Origin of the sequence: Chthoniobacter sp. (assembly GCF_040003245.1) — a bacterium.
Classification (GTDB): domain Bacteria; phylum Verrucomicrobiota; class Verrucomicrobiia; order Chthoniobacterales; family Chthoniobacteraceae; genus Chthoniobacter.
On record NZ_JBDUCX010000164.1, the window covers coordinates 1 to 15110 of the forward strand.

Annotated in this window: 12 protein-coding genes; 4 read left to right on the top strand and 8 right to left on the bottom strand. The window is 62.4% G+C overall.

Features of this window, described 5'->3' with window-relative positions; translation table 11 throughout:
- Window positions 1-304 precede the first annotated feature (304 nt).
- Together ABJF10_RS20435 and ABJF10_RS20440 are read right to left on the bottom strand one after the other, a co-directional pair.
- A complete protein-coding gene (locus ABJF10_RS20435) occupies window positions 305-2338 on the bottom strand; it encodes a RecQ family ATP-dependent DNA helicase (RefSeq protein ID WP_348546459.1) in 2034 nt (677 codons plus the stop codon).
- Between the two features lie 508 nt (window positions 2339-2846).
- Window positions 2847-3824, bottom strand: coding sequence for a L,D-transpeptidase family protein (locus ABJF10_RS20440; protein WP_348546460.1), 978 nt, complete (start codon window positions 3822-3824; stop codon window positions 2847-2849).
- Window positions 3825-3898: 74 nt separating this feature from the next.
- On the opposite strand from ABJF10_RS20440, the gene ABJF10_RS20445 reads away from it, so the two are divergent.
- Entirely contained in the window at window positions 3899-4945 is a 1047-nt protein-coding gene (locus tag ABJF10_RS20445) for a glycosyltransferase family 4 protein (RefSeq protein WP_348546461.1), read from the top strand.
- 18 nt (window positions 4946-4963) lie between these two features.
- On the opposite strand, the gene ABJF10_RS20450 is transcribed toward ABJF10_RS20445, so the two are convergent.
- From ABJF10_RS20450 to ABJF10_RS20465, 4 genes are all read right to left on the bottom strand, one after another.
- Complete coding sequence (locus tag ABJF10_RS20450; protein WP_348546462.1) at window positions 4964-5431, bottom strand: type II secretion system protein; 468 nt, start codon at window positions 5429-5431, stop codon at window positions 4964-4966.
- A gap of 70 nt (window positions 5432-5501) precedes the next feature.
- Window positions 5502-6530, bottom strand: a complete 1029-nt coding sequence (locus ABJF10_RS20455) for a DUF3500 domain-containing protein (protein ID WP_348546463.1) — start codon at window positions 6528-6530, stop codon at window positions 5502-5504.
- Between the two features lie 91 nt (window positions 6531-6621).
- Window positions 6622-8622: a prolyl oligopeptidase family serine peptidase gene (locus ABJF10_RS20460; protein WP_348546464.1), complete on the bottom strand. Its 2001-nt coding sequence runs from the start codon at window positions 8620-8622 to the stop codon at window positions 6622-6624.
- 88 nt (window positions 8623-8710) lie between these two features.
- On the bottom strand, window positions 8711-10831 hold the full coding sequence (locus ABJF10_RS20465; protein WP_348546465.1) for a prolyl oligopeptidase family serine peptidase: 2121 nt from the start codon (window positions 10829-10831) through the stop codon (window positions 8711-8713).
- A gap of 113 nt (window positions 10832-10944) precedes the next feature.
- Here ABJF10_RS20465 and ABJF10_RS20470 point away from each other — a divergent pair, with 113 nt between their 5' ends.
- On the top strand, window positions 10945-11832 hold the full coding sequence (locus ABJF10_RS20470) for a DUF72 domain-containing protein (RefSeq protein WP_348546466.1): 888 nt from the start codon (window positions 10945-10947) through the stop codon (window positions 11830-11832).
- 96 nt (window positions 11833-11928) lie between these two features.
- Here the strand turns inward: ABJF10_RS20470 and ABJF10_RS20475 are convergent, their stop codons facing one another.
- A complete protein-coding gene (locus ABJF10_RS20475; protein ID WP_348546467.1) occupies window positions 11929-12279 on the bottom strand; it encodes a glutaredoxin in 351 nt (116 codons plus the stop codon).
- Window positions 12280-12395: 116 nt separating this feature from the next.
- Here ABJF10_RS20475 and ABJF10_RS20480 point away from each other — a divergent pair, with 116 nt between their 5' ends.
- Window positions 12396-12905 (top strand): hypothetical protein, encoded by a 510-nt coding sequence (locus ABJF10_RS20480; protein ID WP_348546468.1) that lies wholly within the window; start codon window positions 12396-12398, stop codon window positions 12903-12905.
- A gap of 13 nt (window positions 12906-12918) precedes the next feature.
- Here ABJF10_RS20480 and ABJF10_RS20485 read toward each other — a convergent pair whose 3' ends face one another.
- A complete protein-coding gene (locus ABJF10_RS20485) occupies window positions 12919-13287 on the bottom strand; it encodes a hypothetical protein (protein ID WP_348546469.1) in 369 nt (122 codons plus the stop codon).
- Window positions 13288-14031: 744 nt separating this feature from the next.
- Between ABJF10_RS20485 and ABJF10_RS20490 the strand changes: the two genes are divergently transcribed.
- The gene (locus ABJF10_RS20490; protein ID WP_348546470.1) at window positions 14032-15096 is read left to right on the top strand and encodes an alpha/beta hydrolase-fold protein; all 1065 of its coding nucleotides are present in this window, start codon (window positions 14032-14034) and stop codon (window positions 15094-15096) included.
- Window positions 15097-15110: the final 14 nt, after the last annotated feature.

Below are 15110 nucleotides of genomic sequence, written 5' to 3' on the forward strand. Positions count from 1 at the left end.
ATAGCCCCGGGTCGAGCGAGCGTGGCGAGCGACCACCCGGGGTATCGCAAATAAAAAGCGCTGCTCCAACCGTCCCGGCCTCGGGCCGCATCCTCCCCCGATCCGCATAAGTGATGCGGCTTCGCCGGGACGGTTGGAGTGTCCGCTTGGGGGAAGTGAACCCCGGGTGGTCGCTCGAAGACTCGCTCGACCCGGGGCTACTATGCTGCAGTCCCTTCGGGACATACCGTCCAGTGCCCGGCTGAAGCCTTTTTCTCGCGCCCCATACGAGAACGATTTGGCTATTACTCCAGTTGGTTCCTAGTCACTCCCAGCACGTTTCCACTTGCGAGAGCACCGTCCGGAACGGCACCGCCGCCCAGCGTCCGAACTCCGGACGTCGGGTCAGCTTCGCTCGCGTGGTGGCCGGACTGGTGAGCCCGCAGAGAAAACGGGTGAGTGCGCGGGGGCTGGCGAGCGAGGCATTTTCCTCGAAGATGAGCGCCTGGATTTCCTCCGTGTCGCCCTCCGAGAAAGGCGCGATGGGTGAAGCGGGGAGGGCGACGCGAGCCGCGGGTTCGCCGGTGCGGCAGAATTGGCAATGGCCACAATTCTCGTCGTCGAGTTTTTCCCCGAAATGCGCGAGCAGGCGGCGGGTGATGCACCCTGTGGCGCTGGCAAAATCCAGCAGGCCAGCCATCCGCTCCAGGTCGCGCTCCTCGCGCCGGGCGAACAATTCCGCCAGGCGTGTCGCCACCTCGGAGGGGGTGACCTCTGCGGCCCGAGCACAAAGCCGGAAGCCGTGCCGCAGGCCGGAGGGCTTCTGTGAAATGGCCCCCGTTTCCTCCAGCCACGTCAGCGCCTTGGTAATGCGCTCGCGCGGTTCGCCGAGCTTTTGCGCCGCGGCTTCGAGTTCCAGCGTGAGATATTTCGGCCCCCGTTTTCCCGCGCCGAAAAGCTGGGTGAGAAAGCGCTGCCGGTCTCCCGTGTGCTCCGCCAGGATCGCGCTGTCCGGACGAAGAAACTGCACCTGCGTGCTCTCGTAAAAGGCGCGCGTGGGTTGCAGGATTCCCTCGAGTTCCAGGTAGGTGATCACCGTCTCGACGACCAGCGGGCGGATGTCCGTCTCCTGGCTGAGATCGTAACGGCTGACGTGAAACTCGTCGCCCGCGCCCAACATCCGCCGGACCAGCGCCTCCACCGCCACGGGTTCGGGCGTATCGCCGAGCGTGAAGTTTTCCAGCGGCACCGCATCGTCAGTACAGGCCAGCAGTTCGCACAGGGCAGGCTGCCCATCGCGGCCGGCGCGCCCGATTTCCTGCTGATAATTCTCCAGGGTCTTCGGCAGGTTGAAATGGGTCACGCTGCGAATGTCCGCCTTGTCGATGCCCATGCCGAACGCGATGGTCGCCACGATCACCTCGCACTCTCCCCGCATGAATGCCTCCTGCGTCGCGTTGCGTTCTTCCGCGCTCATCCCGGCGTGATAGGCTTGCGCACGCAGGCCCGCGGAGGCGAGCTGCGCGGCCACTTCCTCGGCGGTTTTCTGGAAGGTGACGTAGACTACCGCCGGGCGCACTTTGGCACTGTTTAGGCGTTTGGTCAGAAGAGCCACCCGGTCGCGTGACGCGCAGGGCGTCACGCGTAGATGGAGGTTGCGCCGGCGAAAGGAGGTCTGCACATGCCGCTCCCCGGCGATCCCAAAAGCGCGGCAGATATCCTGCGCGACTTCCGGCGTTGCCGTCGCCGTCAGCGCCAGCACGGGCTTCAACCCCAGTTCCTCCACCACGCGCGTGAGCCGCAGATATTCCGGGCGGAAATTGTGTCCCCACTCCGAAATGCAGTGCGCTTCGTCGATCGCCACCAGCGAGATCTTCACGTGCCGGAGCCGCTCCAGAAACGCCTCGCCCGAAAGCCGCTCCGGCGCCACGTAGAGCAGCTTCAGCTTGCCCGCCCGCAAATCCGCATACACCTGTTGCGTCCCTTCCGCCGTCAGGCTGGAATCCAGCCGCGCCGCCGCCACCCCGCGCGCCCGCAAGGCATCCACCTGATCTTTCATCAGCGCGATGAGCGGCGAAATTACCAGGGCCGTTCCTTCCAGCAGGACCGCCGGCAGCTGATAGCAGAGCGACTTTCCTGCCCCCGTGGGGAAAAGGGCCAGCGCCGATTCCCCGGCGAGCAGCGCCCGCACTACCGCTTCCTGCCCCTCGCGAAACTCCGCGTGACCAAAATGCGAGCGCAGCTCGGCGGGCAAATCCATGCCGCGACTTGTCGCAGACTTCTTCGCGCCGGACAAGGGCCGTGCAATGTCTGGTTCGCCGCCAGGGTTGAATTTCGATTGGTCGAGGGCTGCTTTCATTTTTCGCTTGCCTTTCGGTAGGTGATGTGCTACTATGAACACTATATAGAAAAGGTAGTTGCGGAAGGGCGAGGAAATTATTTCGTGGGTGGGCGGAAAGAGGTTCTTTGACAGACCAAAGAGGATGACGCCTTGTTGCAAAACAGATGCAACAAGGTTCTTGGAACCGCAAGAGGACGGGCGGCGCGGCAGCCTTTACTGGCCGAGGGTCGGCTCCGTGATCACTCAGGCTGGTCAAGCCCAGTCAAGCCCAGTCAAGGCTGGTCAAGGCTGCACAGGGTTCGAAATTTTCTCGCTGAGCCGGCTTGGCGCGGGATACTCAGACCTTCGTAATGCCATCCCATGGCATTAGCCCATTTTTCGTTATCTGGCTGCGCGCAGCAGGAGAGGTCCGGGCAAACGAGCGCGCTCCCCGGAGTTCTTCAGCCGCGTTTTCCTTGTGGCGAAATCATACGGTTCCACGTTCCCGCAGAAGACCACTTGGCTCTCGTTACTCGGCTCTTGGCTCTTATTCGATGATCACCGTCATCCCCTTGGTGATCAGCTTGCTGATGCGCACCACGTCCCAGTTCGCCACGCGCATGCAACCGTGGCTCTGCGCCCGGCCGATGGTCTGCGGATTACTGGTGCCGTGAATGCCGATGCCCGGCTTGTTCAGGCCGATCCAGAGCACGCCCACGGGATTCCGCGGGCCGGCCGGGAGATTGTAGAAATTGTCGGTGCGCTTGCCTTCCTCGAGCACACCCTTGTCCCAGCGGAAAGTTGGGGATGTGGCGATGCCGAGGATCTTCCATGCGCCCGCAGGTGTTTCCTTGGCGCCGCCGCCCATGATCCCGGGCGTGATGGGCACGGAGGCGATCAACGCTTCTCCATCGAAGACATCGAGCATCTTCTCATTGCGATGGATCTGGATGACGCGCTTTTTGTATTCGGGCTTTTCGGGCAGGAAGCCTTGCTTCGGCAGTTCCTCGATGATGAATGGCTCCACATTGGGCACGCGGACCTGGTCGCCGGGCTTGAGGTCTTCGAGCTTCATCCCCTTGTTGATCTTCTCCAGGAATTCCGGTGCGCAGTGGTAACGCTCGGTGAGGAACTCAAGCAGGGAAGGGTAGGGCAGATACTTCAGCTTGCACTGCTCCTCCGGCTTGGACGGGCTCGGGCCGACGAATTTCAGGTCCTCCTCCTTGAAGGTGTAGAAGGTGTAAACGGGGTAGACGGTATCGAGCGGGATGTTCGCATCGAGCACGCCGGTTTCCGGCAGGCCATGGGCGCGCTGGTAACGGATGAGCGCCTTGCTCAGGAATTCGCCGGGGCGGCCATCGATCTTGCCGGGGCCGAAGAGCTGCTGATCGAGGAAGATCTGGAGCTGGGTGGTGATGTCGCGCGTGGCCACGGGGACGGCTTTGGCGACCTGAGGCTCTTGGGCGAGGGCGATGCTGGCGGTGGCGAGGACGAGGAGTGAGAGGGCGTGGGGAAGGAATTTCATGCGCGCGGGGCGAAGAGTCATTGGCGAAAGCGGGATGGCAGCTAACATCACCTACCGCCGCACGCAAGTATCTGATGAAAAACCTTCGCATTGCCCAAGTTGCTCCTCTGTGGACCCGCATTCCTCCCACCACCTACGGGGGCATCGAGTTGCTCATGAAGCTGCACATCGATGAACTGGTCGCCCGCGGCCACGATGTCACGCTCTTCGCCTCCGGCGATTGCTTTACCTCCGGCAAACTGCACCCGGTCTGCGAACTGAACCTCACCGAGCTGTGCGAGCGCGGCGAGGCTTACTGCTTCGAGTACTACGCCAGCGCGGCCATGGCGGAAGTGCTCGCGCGCGCCGGCGATTTCGACGTCATCCATTACCACCTGAGCACGGCCTGGCTGCCGCTCGCGGCGGCAACGTCCACGCCCGGCCTCTTCACCATGCACACCAGCCCGCACGTCGATGATGAATTCGTCTTCCGGCGCTGGCCGCAGGTGGCGGTGAATGGCATCAGCCGCTCGCAGATGCATGCCTCCGGCACACGGCTGGGGCGGCAGTTTCCCGTCGTCTACAATGGCTGCGACTTCGGCGCCTACGACCCGCGCTTCGAGCGGGGCGAGTACCTGGCCTTCCTCGGGCGGATGTCGCCGGAGAAGAATCCGCTGGATGCCATCCGCGTGGCGCGCGCCGTGGACATGCCGATCGTCCTCGCGGGCCAGCCGCAGAATGCCAAGGAGCAGGCCTATTTTTCCGAGCAGATCCAGCCGCTGATCGATGGCGAGATGGTGCGCTGGATCGGCCCGGTCAATCACCCGCAGAAAAACGAGTTGTTGCGCCACGCCGCTGCGCTCCTCTTCCCCATCCAATGGGATGAGCCTTTCGGCCTGGTGATGATCGAGGCGATGGCCTGCGGCACACCGGTCGTGGCGCACCGCCGCGGTTCGGTGGAGGAGGTGATCGACGACGGCGTCACCGGCTTCCACTCGGGGGTGATCGATGCGCTGGCCGACCTGGTGCCCGCCGCGCTGAAGCTGGATCGCCGGCAGGTGCGAGCCCGGGCGGAAGCGCGCTTCAGCTACCAGGCAATGGTGGATGCCTATCTCGAGATCTATCGCGGCTTGCAGCGCTGAGGCGCCGCGTGGCCGGCGTCAGTTCTCGATGATATACATGTAGTGCTTCGAGTCGACCTGACGAAATGAGCCGGTGGCGAGGATGCCGTTGTCAAAGCGCGTGTCGATATCGGTCATGCGCAGGTCATCCATTGCATTGGGGAAGTCGATCTCGATCGCGGCCGTGACATTCTGGTAGCCGGGAGTCCAAAGCCATGCCCCGCCGATGGCGTTCGTGGCCTCCCAAGGGAAACCGCGCATGTAGACGGACATGCCGCTGGGAACGACGCCGGGGCCGGTGGCGGGAGGGTATTTGTTATTCTCGGCGGCGTACATTTCGAAAGCGCCGGCGCAGGTGCGCAAGTCACTGGAGAAGCGGGTGTTTTGCGCCATGTTGCGGGAGCGAATAAAGGCGGGAAGGGCGATGACGGCAAGATCGGCCAGGATGGCGACAGCGATCATCAACTCCACCAGAGTGAACGCGGAACGGGTTGATGCTTTTTTCATAATGGAATGATGCATTAATGCGCCTATCTACGTAGCAATACCCGCGCCAGTTTACGCCCGAATTTCGGGGCTATTTTCCAGAGTGGGCGGCGTCCAGGTGCGCTTTCAATAGGTCCACCCCGAAGTCGTGATCGAAATCCCGCCACACACTGTGGACGTGGTTGGCCTCATTCTGGGTATTGTCGTATTCCAGCACGAAATGGCCGCCCTGCACCCGGTAGTAGTGCGGCTGCCCGCGCTCCAGGCCGCCGGCCCAGGCGAAATGCAGCTTGTCCAGGCCAGCCTTCTCGACCTTGGCCCAGTCATCCGCCGCCACGTCTGGACGGCAGCGGAAGAGATATTCCTTCACCAGTTTCACCAAGGTGGCCGTTTGCTCGGGCGTCAATTGGCTTTGGGCGATGCCTTCCGGGGTGGTCGGGTCCACCCGCTTCGGGTCGTTGAGGATGTCTTTCGGCGTCGCAACGGTCAGAATAGCGACCTTGCGCTGCTCCTCGGTGAGTGACGTAACCAGCGCCCGGCCAAGGTCTTCCTCCGCCCCGAGGACGCGGATACCGGCGCGCGGGCCGCTCTTCACTTCACCGGGGTTGCTGCCGAAAAAGGAGGGGGTCATGGCCGGCTCGGCATCCCCCGAGGTCGTGTAATTGAGCGAAAGATGATGCCCCTCAAAGCGCCAGCCCCACGGCGCGCTCCCACCGGGCGTGCCGAAGATGGAGAGGTAGTAGTTATCCGGGTCACGCACCGGCGCCTTCGGCTTGTCCTTCTCCATCTCCTTGAGGACCGCGTCGAGGCTCATAATCGAGACTGCTTTCTCATACCCGCGATTGCTCAAGCCGCTGGCCAGCAGCGCCTGGGCGAGCAGCCGCTGATCCGGAGCCATGTCCTTGATCGGCAGCCCCTTGCGCTCCCGCGGGATGAAGTGCCAGTTGGTCCGCTCGTCGCCCGCGAAATCGAAGGTCGCCTTCGCCTTCTGCTCCGGCGTGAGGGAGGCGAGGAAGGTGATCGCTGCCGCAGACATCTCGGCGGTCGCGTCGTGGGCGTGAAGGGGGACACAGGCCAGAGCGCAAGCGAGGGCGAGGGGAAGGAGGTGACGAAGTTTCATGGGAGTGTGAGGGAGGGGAGTTCTTAGTTCTTAGTTTTCAGTTTCGGCGCTCGCACTGAGCACCGAGCACTAAGCACTAAGCACTTCCCGCCTACTTCTTAGGCCACCGCCACTGTTCGTCGAAGAAGCCCGCCTCGACGACCTTCCCCGGCCACAACTCACTCGGCGGGGTGTTGAGATCGATGAGCGCCCAGTCGGGAAGCTTCGGCGTTTGCAGGGAATTGGAGACGCGCGAGCCCATGCGAAAGGTGAAGCCGCTATTGACCACGACGTAGCGATTCGGATTGGCCGGGTTGGGAAAGATGAGGATCGGGGCGTGATCGGCGGCGCCCGCACTCTGCGCGCCCATGGTCAGCTTGTCTTTCGTCCACTGGATCGGCAACTGGGGCAGGAGCTTGGCGAGGACCTTGTTGCTGCCGGGGTCGCCCCAGAGCACGAGGTTGGCGTTGGCCATGTCGTCGGCGGTGATGGCCGTGTCATCCTTCACGCGGGCATCGCCGCGGAAGACTCGGCGCCAGCCGGCGATGGCCAGGTCGAACTCGCTCTGCGCCCACGCACCAACTTTGTCGTTCAGCGCTTTGCCCGTCGGGCGGACGAAGATGAACGAGTCCATGAAGGCGTCGTCGATCGGGCCCTGGAGGCCATGGCGCTTGTGAGTGGTGAGTTGACCGAGGTCAGCGGTGCCCGGAAAGGCTTCGCCCAGCGACCATTTGCCGTTCATTTTATGAAAAGTCGCATGCCACTGCTCTTTCACCGCGGGGCCGACGAGTTCCTGCTCATCGATCACCACGCGCGGCGGGTGCGTCTTGTCCAGCGGCGCCGGGCCGGCTGGCAAATGGATGGTGAACTCGGCGATGCCTCGGGTCTTGATGGCGAAAGTGCCTTCGTCCACCAGCTTCGCGTCGATCTCCGATTTCTCCCACTGCTGCTCCAGCGCATCGAGCGTGATCCATTTGCACTGGTTGTAACGCAGCGAAAAAGTGACGAAGCGGATGTGCGTGGGCAACGGGTCGCGGCCCTTGGCCACATAGGCGTCGATGCGTTTCGAGAGTTCCTTCTTCGTCTCGGGCTCGTACTTGTGGCCGACTCCGGGGCCGATCAGCCATTCCGTCTTCAGGCCCTCGTCCTCCATCGCCTTGTTCATCAGCGCCCCGGACTGCTTCTGCGGATCGAGTTCACCGCTGTAGGCGATGAAGGGCAGGTTGCCGTAGTTGGCCGCGATGGGCGGGCAATCGTAGAGGCTGAACATCTTGCGCTCCCACGGCGCGGGCGGCACTTTGCCCGGGTCATCCACCTTGGCGTAGATCGCCGTCTCCGCGAAGCCCGCCCCCGAGGAGCCCACGGCCCACAATCCCGGGTAATGCGCCGCCATGTGCCAGCCGGTCGCGCCACCCATGGAGAAGCCCATCTCCACGATGCGATTCGGGTCGATGGCATAGCGCCGCTGCACGTCCGCCATCGCTTCAAAGCAATCGGTCTCGCCGGCAAATTTGCTCGCATTGCAATAGCGTCCGTAGAGGTGGAGTTCGAAGGCATTCGGAGTGGAGAAGTCATGCTTCCCCTTGAGCCGGCTGTTGATGAAATTGACTTCGCTCAGCGTGTCGCCGCGGCCATGAAACCACAGGTAGAGCGGACGCGGCGTCTTGTCGCCCGGCTTCCAGTCGTCCGGCACGATCAGGCCGTAGGGCTGCACCGAGCCATCGATCTTCGAGGTGTAACCGAGCACCAGCGGGCCGGTGGCCGACGTCCAGGAAGGCTTGCCGTCGAGCAGTTCCTTCGCGCGTTGCTGGCCGAGCTTGAGTTCGGCCTTGGCCACGGCGATCTCCGGCGCCTTGAAGAATTCGTTGTACTGCAGCGCATACCGCACCGCCTTGTGAAAGACTTCCACGTCCGGCAACGCCGGAGCAGTCGAGCCCTTGCGCAGCGTCTCGATGTCCTTGCCCAACGTATCCAGTCCGGCCTTCAGCTCCGTGGCATCGGCCGCCGGCACTTCGATGCCCAACGGCGGCGCTTGCTTGGAAGTGGGCGTGGCTTGCGCAAAAAGCAGCGCTGGGGCCAGCGCGAGCGGGAGGAGGAGGTGGCAGGATTTCATGGGGAGGAGTTCTTAGTTCTTAGTGCTGAGTTCCCAGTGTGTGGCCGCGCGCTCTCTCACTAAGCACTGAGCACTGAGCACTTTCCGTCTACTTCGCCGACACCTTCCACTGCTCGTCGAAGAACCCGGCGGCTTTGACTTCGCCGGGCCACTTCGCGTCGGGGGCGGTGTTCAGGTCGATGATCGCCCAGTCCGGCAGCTTCGGTGTCTGGTCGGCGTTGTTCAGCAGCGCCTGTTCGCGGAAGGTCACGCCGCTGTTCAGGACGACGTATTTCGTCGGGTTGAGCGGATTCGGAAAGATCATCACCGGCGCGGTGTGCGCGGCTTCGTAGTTCTTGCCGCCGAAGGTGAGTTGCGTCGCCGACCATTGCACGGGCAGCTTGGCGATGATCTTCTTGAGCACCGCGTTGCTGCTGGGGTCGCCCCACAGAATGAGATTCGAATTCGCGATGTCCTCGTTGGTGATGGCCGTGTCATCCTTCACCGGCGCCTCGCCGCGATAGACCTTGCGCCAAAAGCCGATGGCATGCTCGAGCTCGCTCTTCGCCCACGCGCCGACCTTGTCGTTGAGCGGCTTGCCCGTCGGTCGCACATTGACGAACGAGGACATGAAGGCGTGGTCGATCGGGCCACAAAGCAAGGCAGATTTGGTTCCATCCTTGACGCTGGCCTTGGCTGTCCAGTGCCCACCTTCCTTGCGCAGAGAAGCGTTCCACCAGTGGGGTGTGTGATCCGCGTACAGGTCCAGTGGGAGATGGGTCCCATCGATGATGACTTCCTGTTTGCTGCCCGCTGGGAAGGTCTCTCCGGGAAGATTCACGGTGAGGTGAGTGACGTTCTTGGTTTCGACTTTGACGCCGCCCTTAACGATCTCCGCGTCGACGTCCGCCCGTTCCCACTGCTTTTCCATGCCCATTACAGTAATCCAACTCATGGTCGGGTAAACCAGTGTGTAAGTCGTGAAGTGGACCTTCTTCGGCACGGCCTCATGCTTCGCCACCGCGGCATCCACCAGTGAGTCGACTTCCGGCTTGGCCTCCGGCTTGATCTTGTGCGGTACCTGCAGGCCGATGACGTGGTAAAACGCCACGTCCGGCGCGGTGCCCGTGACGCGCGCCTCGGCGGCCTTGGACGAGCCATCACCGGGCTCAACTTTGTTGAGTACGGCAATCGGCGGGTGAGCGTTGCCGGCTTCCTGCCGGGCGAAGCGGATCATGATATCGGCCGCTTGCTTCTGCCCATCGATCTCGCCGGAGTAAGCGACCGTGGTCGTGTTGGCGAGATTGGAAACGGAGGCCGCGGAATCATACCACTTCCAGAGCGTCTGCTCCCACTCGGGCGGCAGCGGCTTTTCCGGCGTGGTACCGAGCTTCATGAATTCCTTCGTATCGCCGAAACCCGCGCCGGGGTTGATCGCGGCCCACAAGCCGGCGAAGTGTGTGCCGAATTGCCAGGTGCTGCCGCCGCCCATGGAGAAGCCGCGCACGACCAGCTTGTTCGAGTCGATCTTGTAATGCGTCTTCGCATTCTCCAGCGCCTCGAAAAGATCCGTCTCGCCCGCGAATTTATTCGCGCAGCAGTAGCGCCCGTAGAGATGCAGGACCAGCGTACCGGCGGGCGTGTATTCCCCTTTGCTGGTGATGCGCTGGTTGAGAAAGTCGAGTTCGCTGAGCGTTTCGCCGCGACCATGGCACCAAAAATCGAGGCGGCGCGGAGTCTTCTCGTCCGCTTTCCAATCATCGGGAATGACCATTCCGTACGGCTGCACCGAGCCGTCGATCTTCGAGATGTAACCCCGCGGGACGAGCCCCGTGGCGCTGATCCACGAGGGCTTGCCGTCTTTCAGTTCAGCGAGGCGTTGATTGCCCAGCTCGAGCAATTTCTTCGCCGTGGCCACCTGCTTCACGTTGAAGAATTCGTTGTAGCGCAGTGCCCAATTGACGGCCTTGTGAAAGATCAGCACATCGGGCAGCAGCGCGAGCATCTCGGGCTTCGATTGCAGATTGTGCCGCAGGATGGTGATGTCCTTGCCCAGCGCCACCACCCCGGCCTGCAATTCCGCGCGGTCTCCATCGGGAAGCTGCACGCCCGGCGGTGGCACCGGCCGCACCGGCGCAGGCGCGGGAGCCTGGGCGAAAGCGTGGCCACCGAGCACAGCAGCGGCGAGGACAAGACGAAGCGGACGCGAGGTCAGGAGGGCGGGGGTCATGGAAGAGCGAGTTTGTATCACTCCCCAACCACCGGGCACGCTTTTTCCTTAGTGCGCGTCTCACCGAATAACCTGCCGAGACGGCCATCGACGGTCTTCCCGGCATGCGTATCTTGAGAACACACGAATTGGACAACTTCGCGAACATCAAGATCGGGACTTGCGCCTGGAGCTACGAAGACTGGCGCGCGGTCTTTTATCCGGAACATTTGCCGGCGGCGGAACGGCTGGCCTTTTACGCGCGGCATCTGCCGGCGGTGGAGGTGGACTCGACCTTCTATGGTGCGCCGACGCCGCAGGTCGCCGCGCATTGGGCGGAGGTGACGCCGCCGGACTTCGTCTTCGCCTGCAAGCTCTCGCGGGAGATCACCCACGAACGCAAGCTGCGCGATTGCGCCGGGCCGCTGCACGAATTTCTCGAATCGCTGAAACCACTTGGAGAAAAGCTCTGGTGCGTGCTCGTGCAGCTGCCGCCTTTCTTCCAGCCCGCCCGCGATGAAGTCGCCCTGCGGGATTTCGTGCGGCATCTGCCGCGCGAGGTCCGCTTCGCCATCGAGTTTCGCCATGCGGACTGGCATCACCCGCGCATTGCCCACCTGCTCTCCGAGCACGGCGTGGCGTGGGCGTGGAATGATCTCACCTCGCTCGATCACCAGCAGGAGGGAGCGTATGAATTTCTGCCCGATACGACGGATTTTCTCTACGTGCGCTTGATGGGGGACCTGGACCGCAAATACGCCGCGAGCGGGCACAAGATTCATCACTACCGCGAACTCCTGTGGCCGCGCGATGCCGCCTTGGAAAGCTGGGCGGTGCGGGTGCGCCAGGCCGCGCAGGAACACGCGCGCATCTTCGTCGCGGTGAGCAATCACTACGAAGGCTTCGCCCCGCACAGCGCGCGACGTCTGGGAGCGCGGCTCGGATTCGACTTTCCCGCCCCGGAAGACGACCCCGCCAACAAAGCCGCGACCAGCGACGGTCGGCAGATGGATTTGCTATAGAGGCAGCGGACACCGCCGCTCCTGTGTTGTGGCACGAAAAAGCCGCGCAGCGAACGATCGCTGCACGGCTTGGAATTTCGGTTTGTGGAGACGCGCTTAGCTCTGGAACTTGAGCGGCGCGCCTTTGGCCATGGCGGCGTGTTCGGCGTCGGAGCAGGCGGCATTGAGCGGGACGTTGGTCGTCTTGTCGGAATTGCCGACGAGGCCTTCCTTGAGCAGCCACTGCTCGAGTTCCTCGCCGGAAATGTCGGGAATCATCTGGCCGTTCACTTCCACGCAAGGGCTCAGCGGTTGGCCGCTCTTTTGCTCCATCTCCCAGCGGAAAGCCGGGTTCTGGATGATGTCCTTCTCGGTGTAAGGAAGTTCGTATTTCTTGAGCACGGCGCGGACGCCATTGCTCCAGCCACATTGGGTTTTGAGGTAGGCGGTGATTTCGGGTGTGGACATAAAGGAGAGCACTTTCTATAGCGCAGTTTCCCGGCAGTGCCAAGGGTTGCTTTGCCCCGCCAGCCGGGGCGGCAAAACTGTTTTACCTGCGAGGCCCACTCTGTTGTCATGCGCCCATGTCGAAAATCGCCCGACGCTTCGTTTTGCGGTGCGCCTTGGTTCTCACCACCAGCACCAGCACCCTCGCCCTCGCCACGTCCACCTACGAGTACGGCGCAAATGAATACGTCACCATCGAGAAAGGCCTCTCCCCCGATCGCAAGTACGCCATCACCGCCCATGGCGGATCGGAAGCGCGCGAGGAGCGTTTCCACATTTATCTCACCGACGCCGTCACCGGGAAAAAGATCGGCCCGCTGGAAGAAATCGGCGAGTTCCTCGACACCGGCGCCGACGCCTACTGCGCGAAGTGGTCCAAGGACTCGGATCAGGTGACAATCATCTACCGCATCGACCGGCACGAACCGCTGAAGGTTTACTCCTACCACATTGCCAATCGCCGCGCTTCATTGATCAAAGGCCCGACGGATGCGACGAAAGAACAGGCCGCGTATTGGGCAAAGCAATGCGGGTCCGACAATCCCGCACCGCCTGAAAAAGTCTTCGGCACGCCCCTGAAGCAGTAGAGCGGTCTTGGCGTTACACTCCGCCCCGCGATTCGGCGATCGTGCTTCCCAAGGCTTCCTCACTTTCGCTGAGCACCCCAGCGCTGTGCTCTGTCACCGTCCAGTGGCTGCGCTTCCCGTCCGGTCCCACGCACTCGCCGCCGGCCAAGGCCTGCTCGATCAAAGTGCGGATGTGATTTTCGTCCTCCGCCTCGGCTGCAAAAACCACACGCAACCGCCCCTGCCGTTCGTCCCACGCTGCTGCCGTCTCATGCGGCCAGCGACACGCCCCGGCATGATCCCAGCTCCCGCACAGGGCCAGCGTCACCGCGCCACCGGGCGCGGCCGCATCTGCGCCGGGTTCCAGCAACAGCTCCGCGCACTGCACGAAAGTTCGTCTCATGACGCCGAGTTTACCCTCCGTTCCAACGGATGAAAAGGAGTCAAGCGCCCATCGCTTTGGCCTTGTCCTCACGCGCCCGAGGGGAGAATCCTGCTCCTGCGACCCCGGTTTTGAGGCGTGCAAAGTGAATTTTCCGCAATGGAGCCAATGGAACCAATGGGGCCATGCACTTTTTCGGGCAAGTTATGGTTCCATGGGATCGTGAAGACAGATCCAACCCAACACGTTTGCACAGACACTTTTTCCCGGTCGCCGGGGTGGCGCGTCAGCGATGCCCTTTCGGGAAAAAATGGTGCCACGTGCGATGGCTCCGTCGACGATCGGGAAATCGCCGCTCCCAGTGCGATCCCACTCTTCCTCCCACCCCGATCCTACCGCTATCCCACCTTCTTTTACAGAGGCAATCCCACTCGATCCCACCCGATCCCACCCGAAAAAAACGGCAGCTATCATCCACCCTCTGACTCCCATGACCACCTGCAACGGCAAGATTGCCCGACGACCGAAAGCCATCCACCACCAACTCCATGAACGCCGCGCTCCGGGCGAAGAAAAAGAAGCCGATTTAAGGTGCCTTAAGCCCCATTAAGCCGATTTAAGGTGCGAGTTTTTTTTAGGGGGCCGGGAGCGCGTGACGCAGTCGCTGTGATCGGCCACTGCTGTCCCGAGGGCGTTACGGAATGGCGGCGGGGCAGGGGAGTTAATGGATTGCTCCGTGCTTTGGTTTTCCGCATACCACTGCCTATGCGTCACTCCCTCCCCGCAGCCCTCCGCGTTTTCTTTTCCCTCGTCACCCTCTTCGGCCTCACGGCTCATCCCGCCCGGGCCGCCGAAACTTACACCGAGGTCACCAGCTCCGAAGGTGACGGCGAATTCACCATCGGCCCCGACTACACCGTCGACAAGGATCTGACCGACCTCGGCAATCCCAAGGGGAAATCCTTCGAGTTCACCATGAAGCTCGCGGACAGCAAAATCTTCCGCGGCGACGACAAGACCCTTGAGCCCGACAAGAAACCGGTGCGCACCGAGCGCAAAATTTTCGTCTACGTCCCTGCGGCCTACAAAGACGGCACCGCCGCGCCTTTTCTCATCATCCACGATGGCCCTGGCTCGCTGAAGCTCGTGCGCAACGCCCTCGATAACCTCACCATTTCCAAGGATGTGAATCGTAAGCTCCCCGCCTTCATCGCCATCGCCGTGGAGAACGGCGGCAACGATGGCAAGAACAGCGAGCGCGGCCTCGAGTACGACACCATGTCCGACCGCCTCGCCCGCTTCATCGCCGAAGAAGTGCTTCCCGCCGTTCTCGCCAATGCCGACCTCAAGGCCGCCTATCCCCACTTCGCTCTCACCAAAAATCCGTGGGGCCACGCCGTCATCGGCTGCAGTTCCGGCGGCGCCGCGGCCCTCTCCATGGGCTGGTTCCGCCCCGATCTCTTTCGTCGCATCATCGCCTATTCCGGCACCTTCGTCGCCCAGCAGGACGACGACGCCGCGGAGCAGGCGCAATTTCCGCACGGCGCCTGGGACTACCATTCCGAGCTGAAGCTCATCGAGAAGAGCGAGAAAAAGCCCCTGCGCATCTTCACCCACTGTTCGGAAAACGACCTGCGCAATAAGGACCCCGAGGAAACATTTCACAATTGGGTCATGGCCGGCCGGCGCACCTCCGCCGCCTTGACGGCGAAAGGCTATCACCACCGTTTCGTCTTCAGCAAAGCCACCGGTCACTGCGACGGCAAAGTCTTCAACCAGACGCTGGCCGATACCCTCGTCTGGACCTGGCGCGGCTATCATGGGGAGTAAAGTAGCTCGAACTT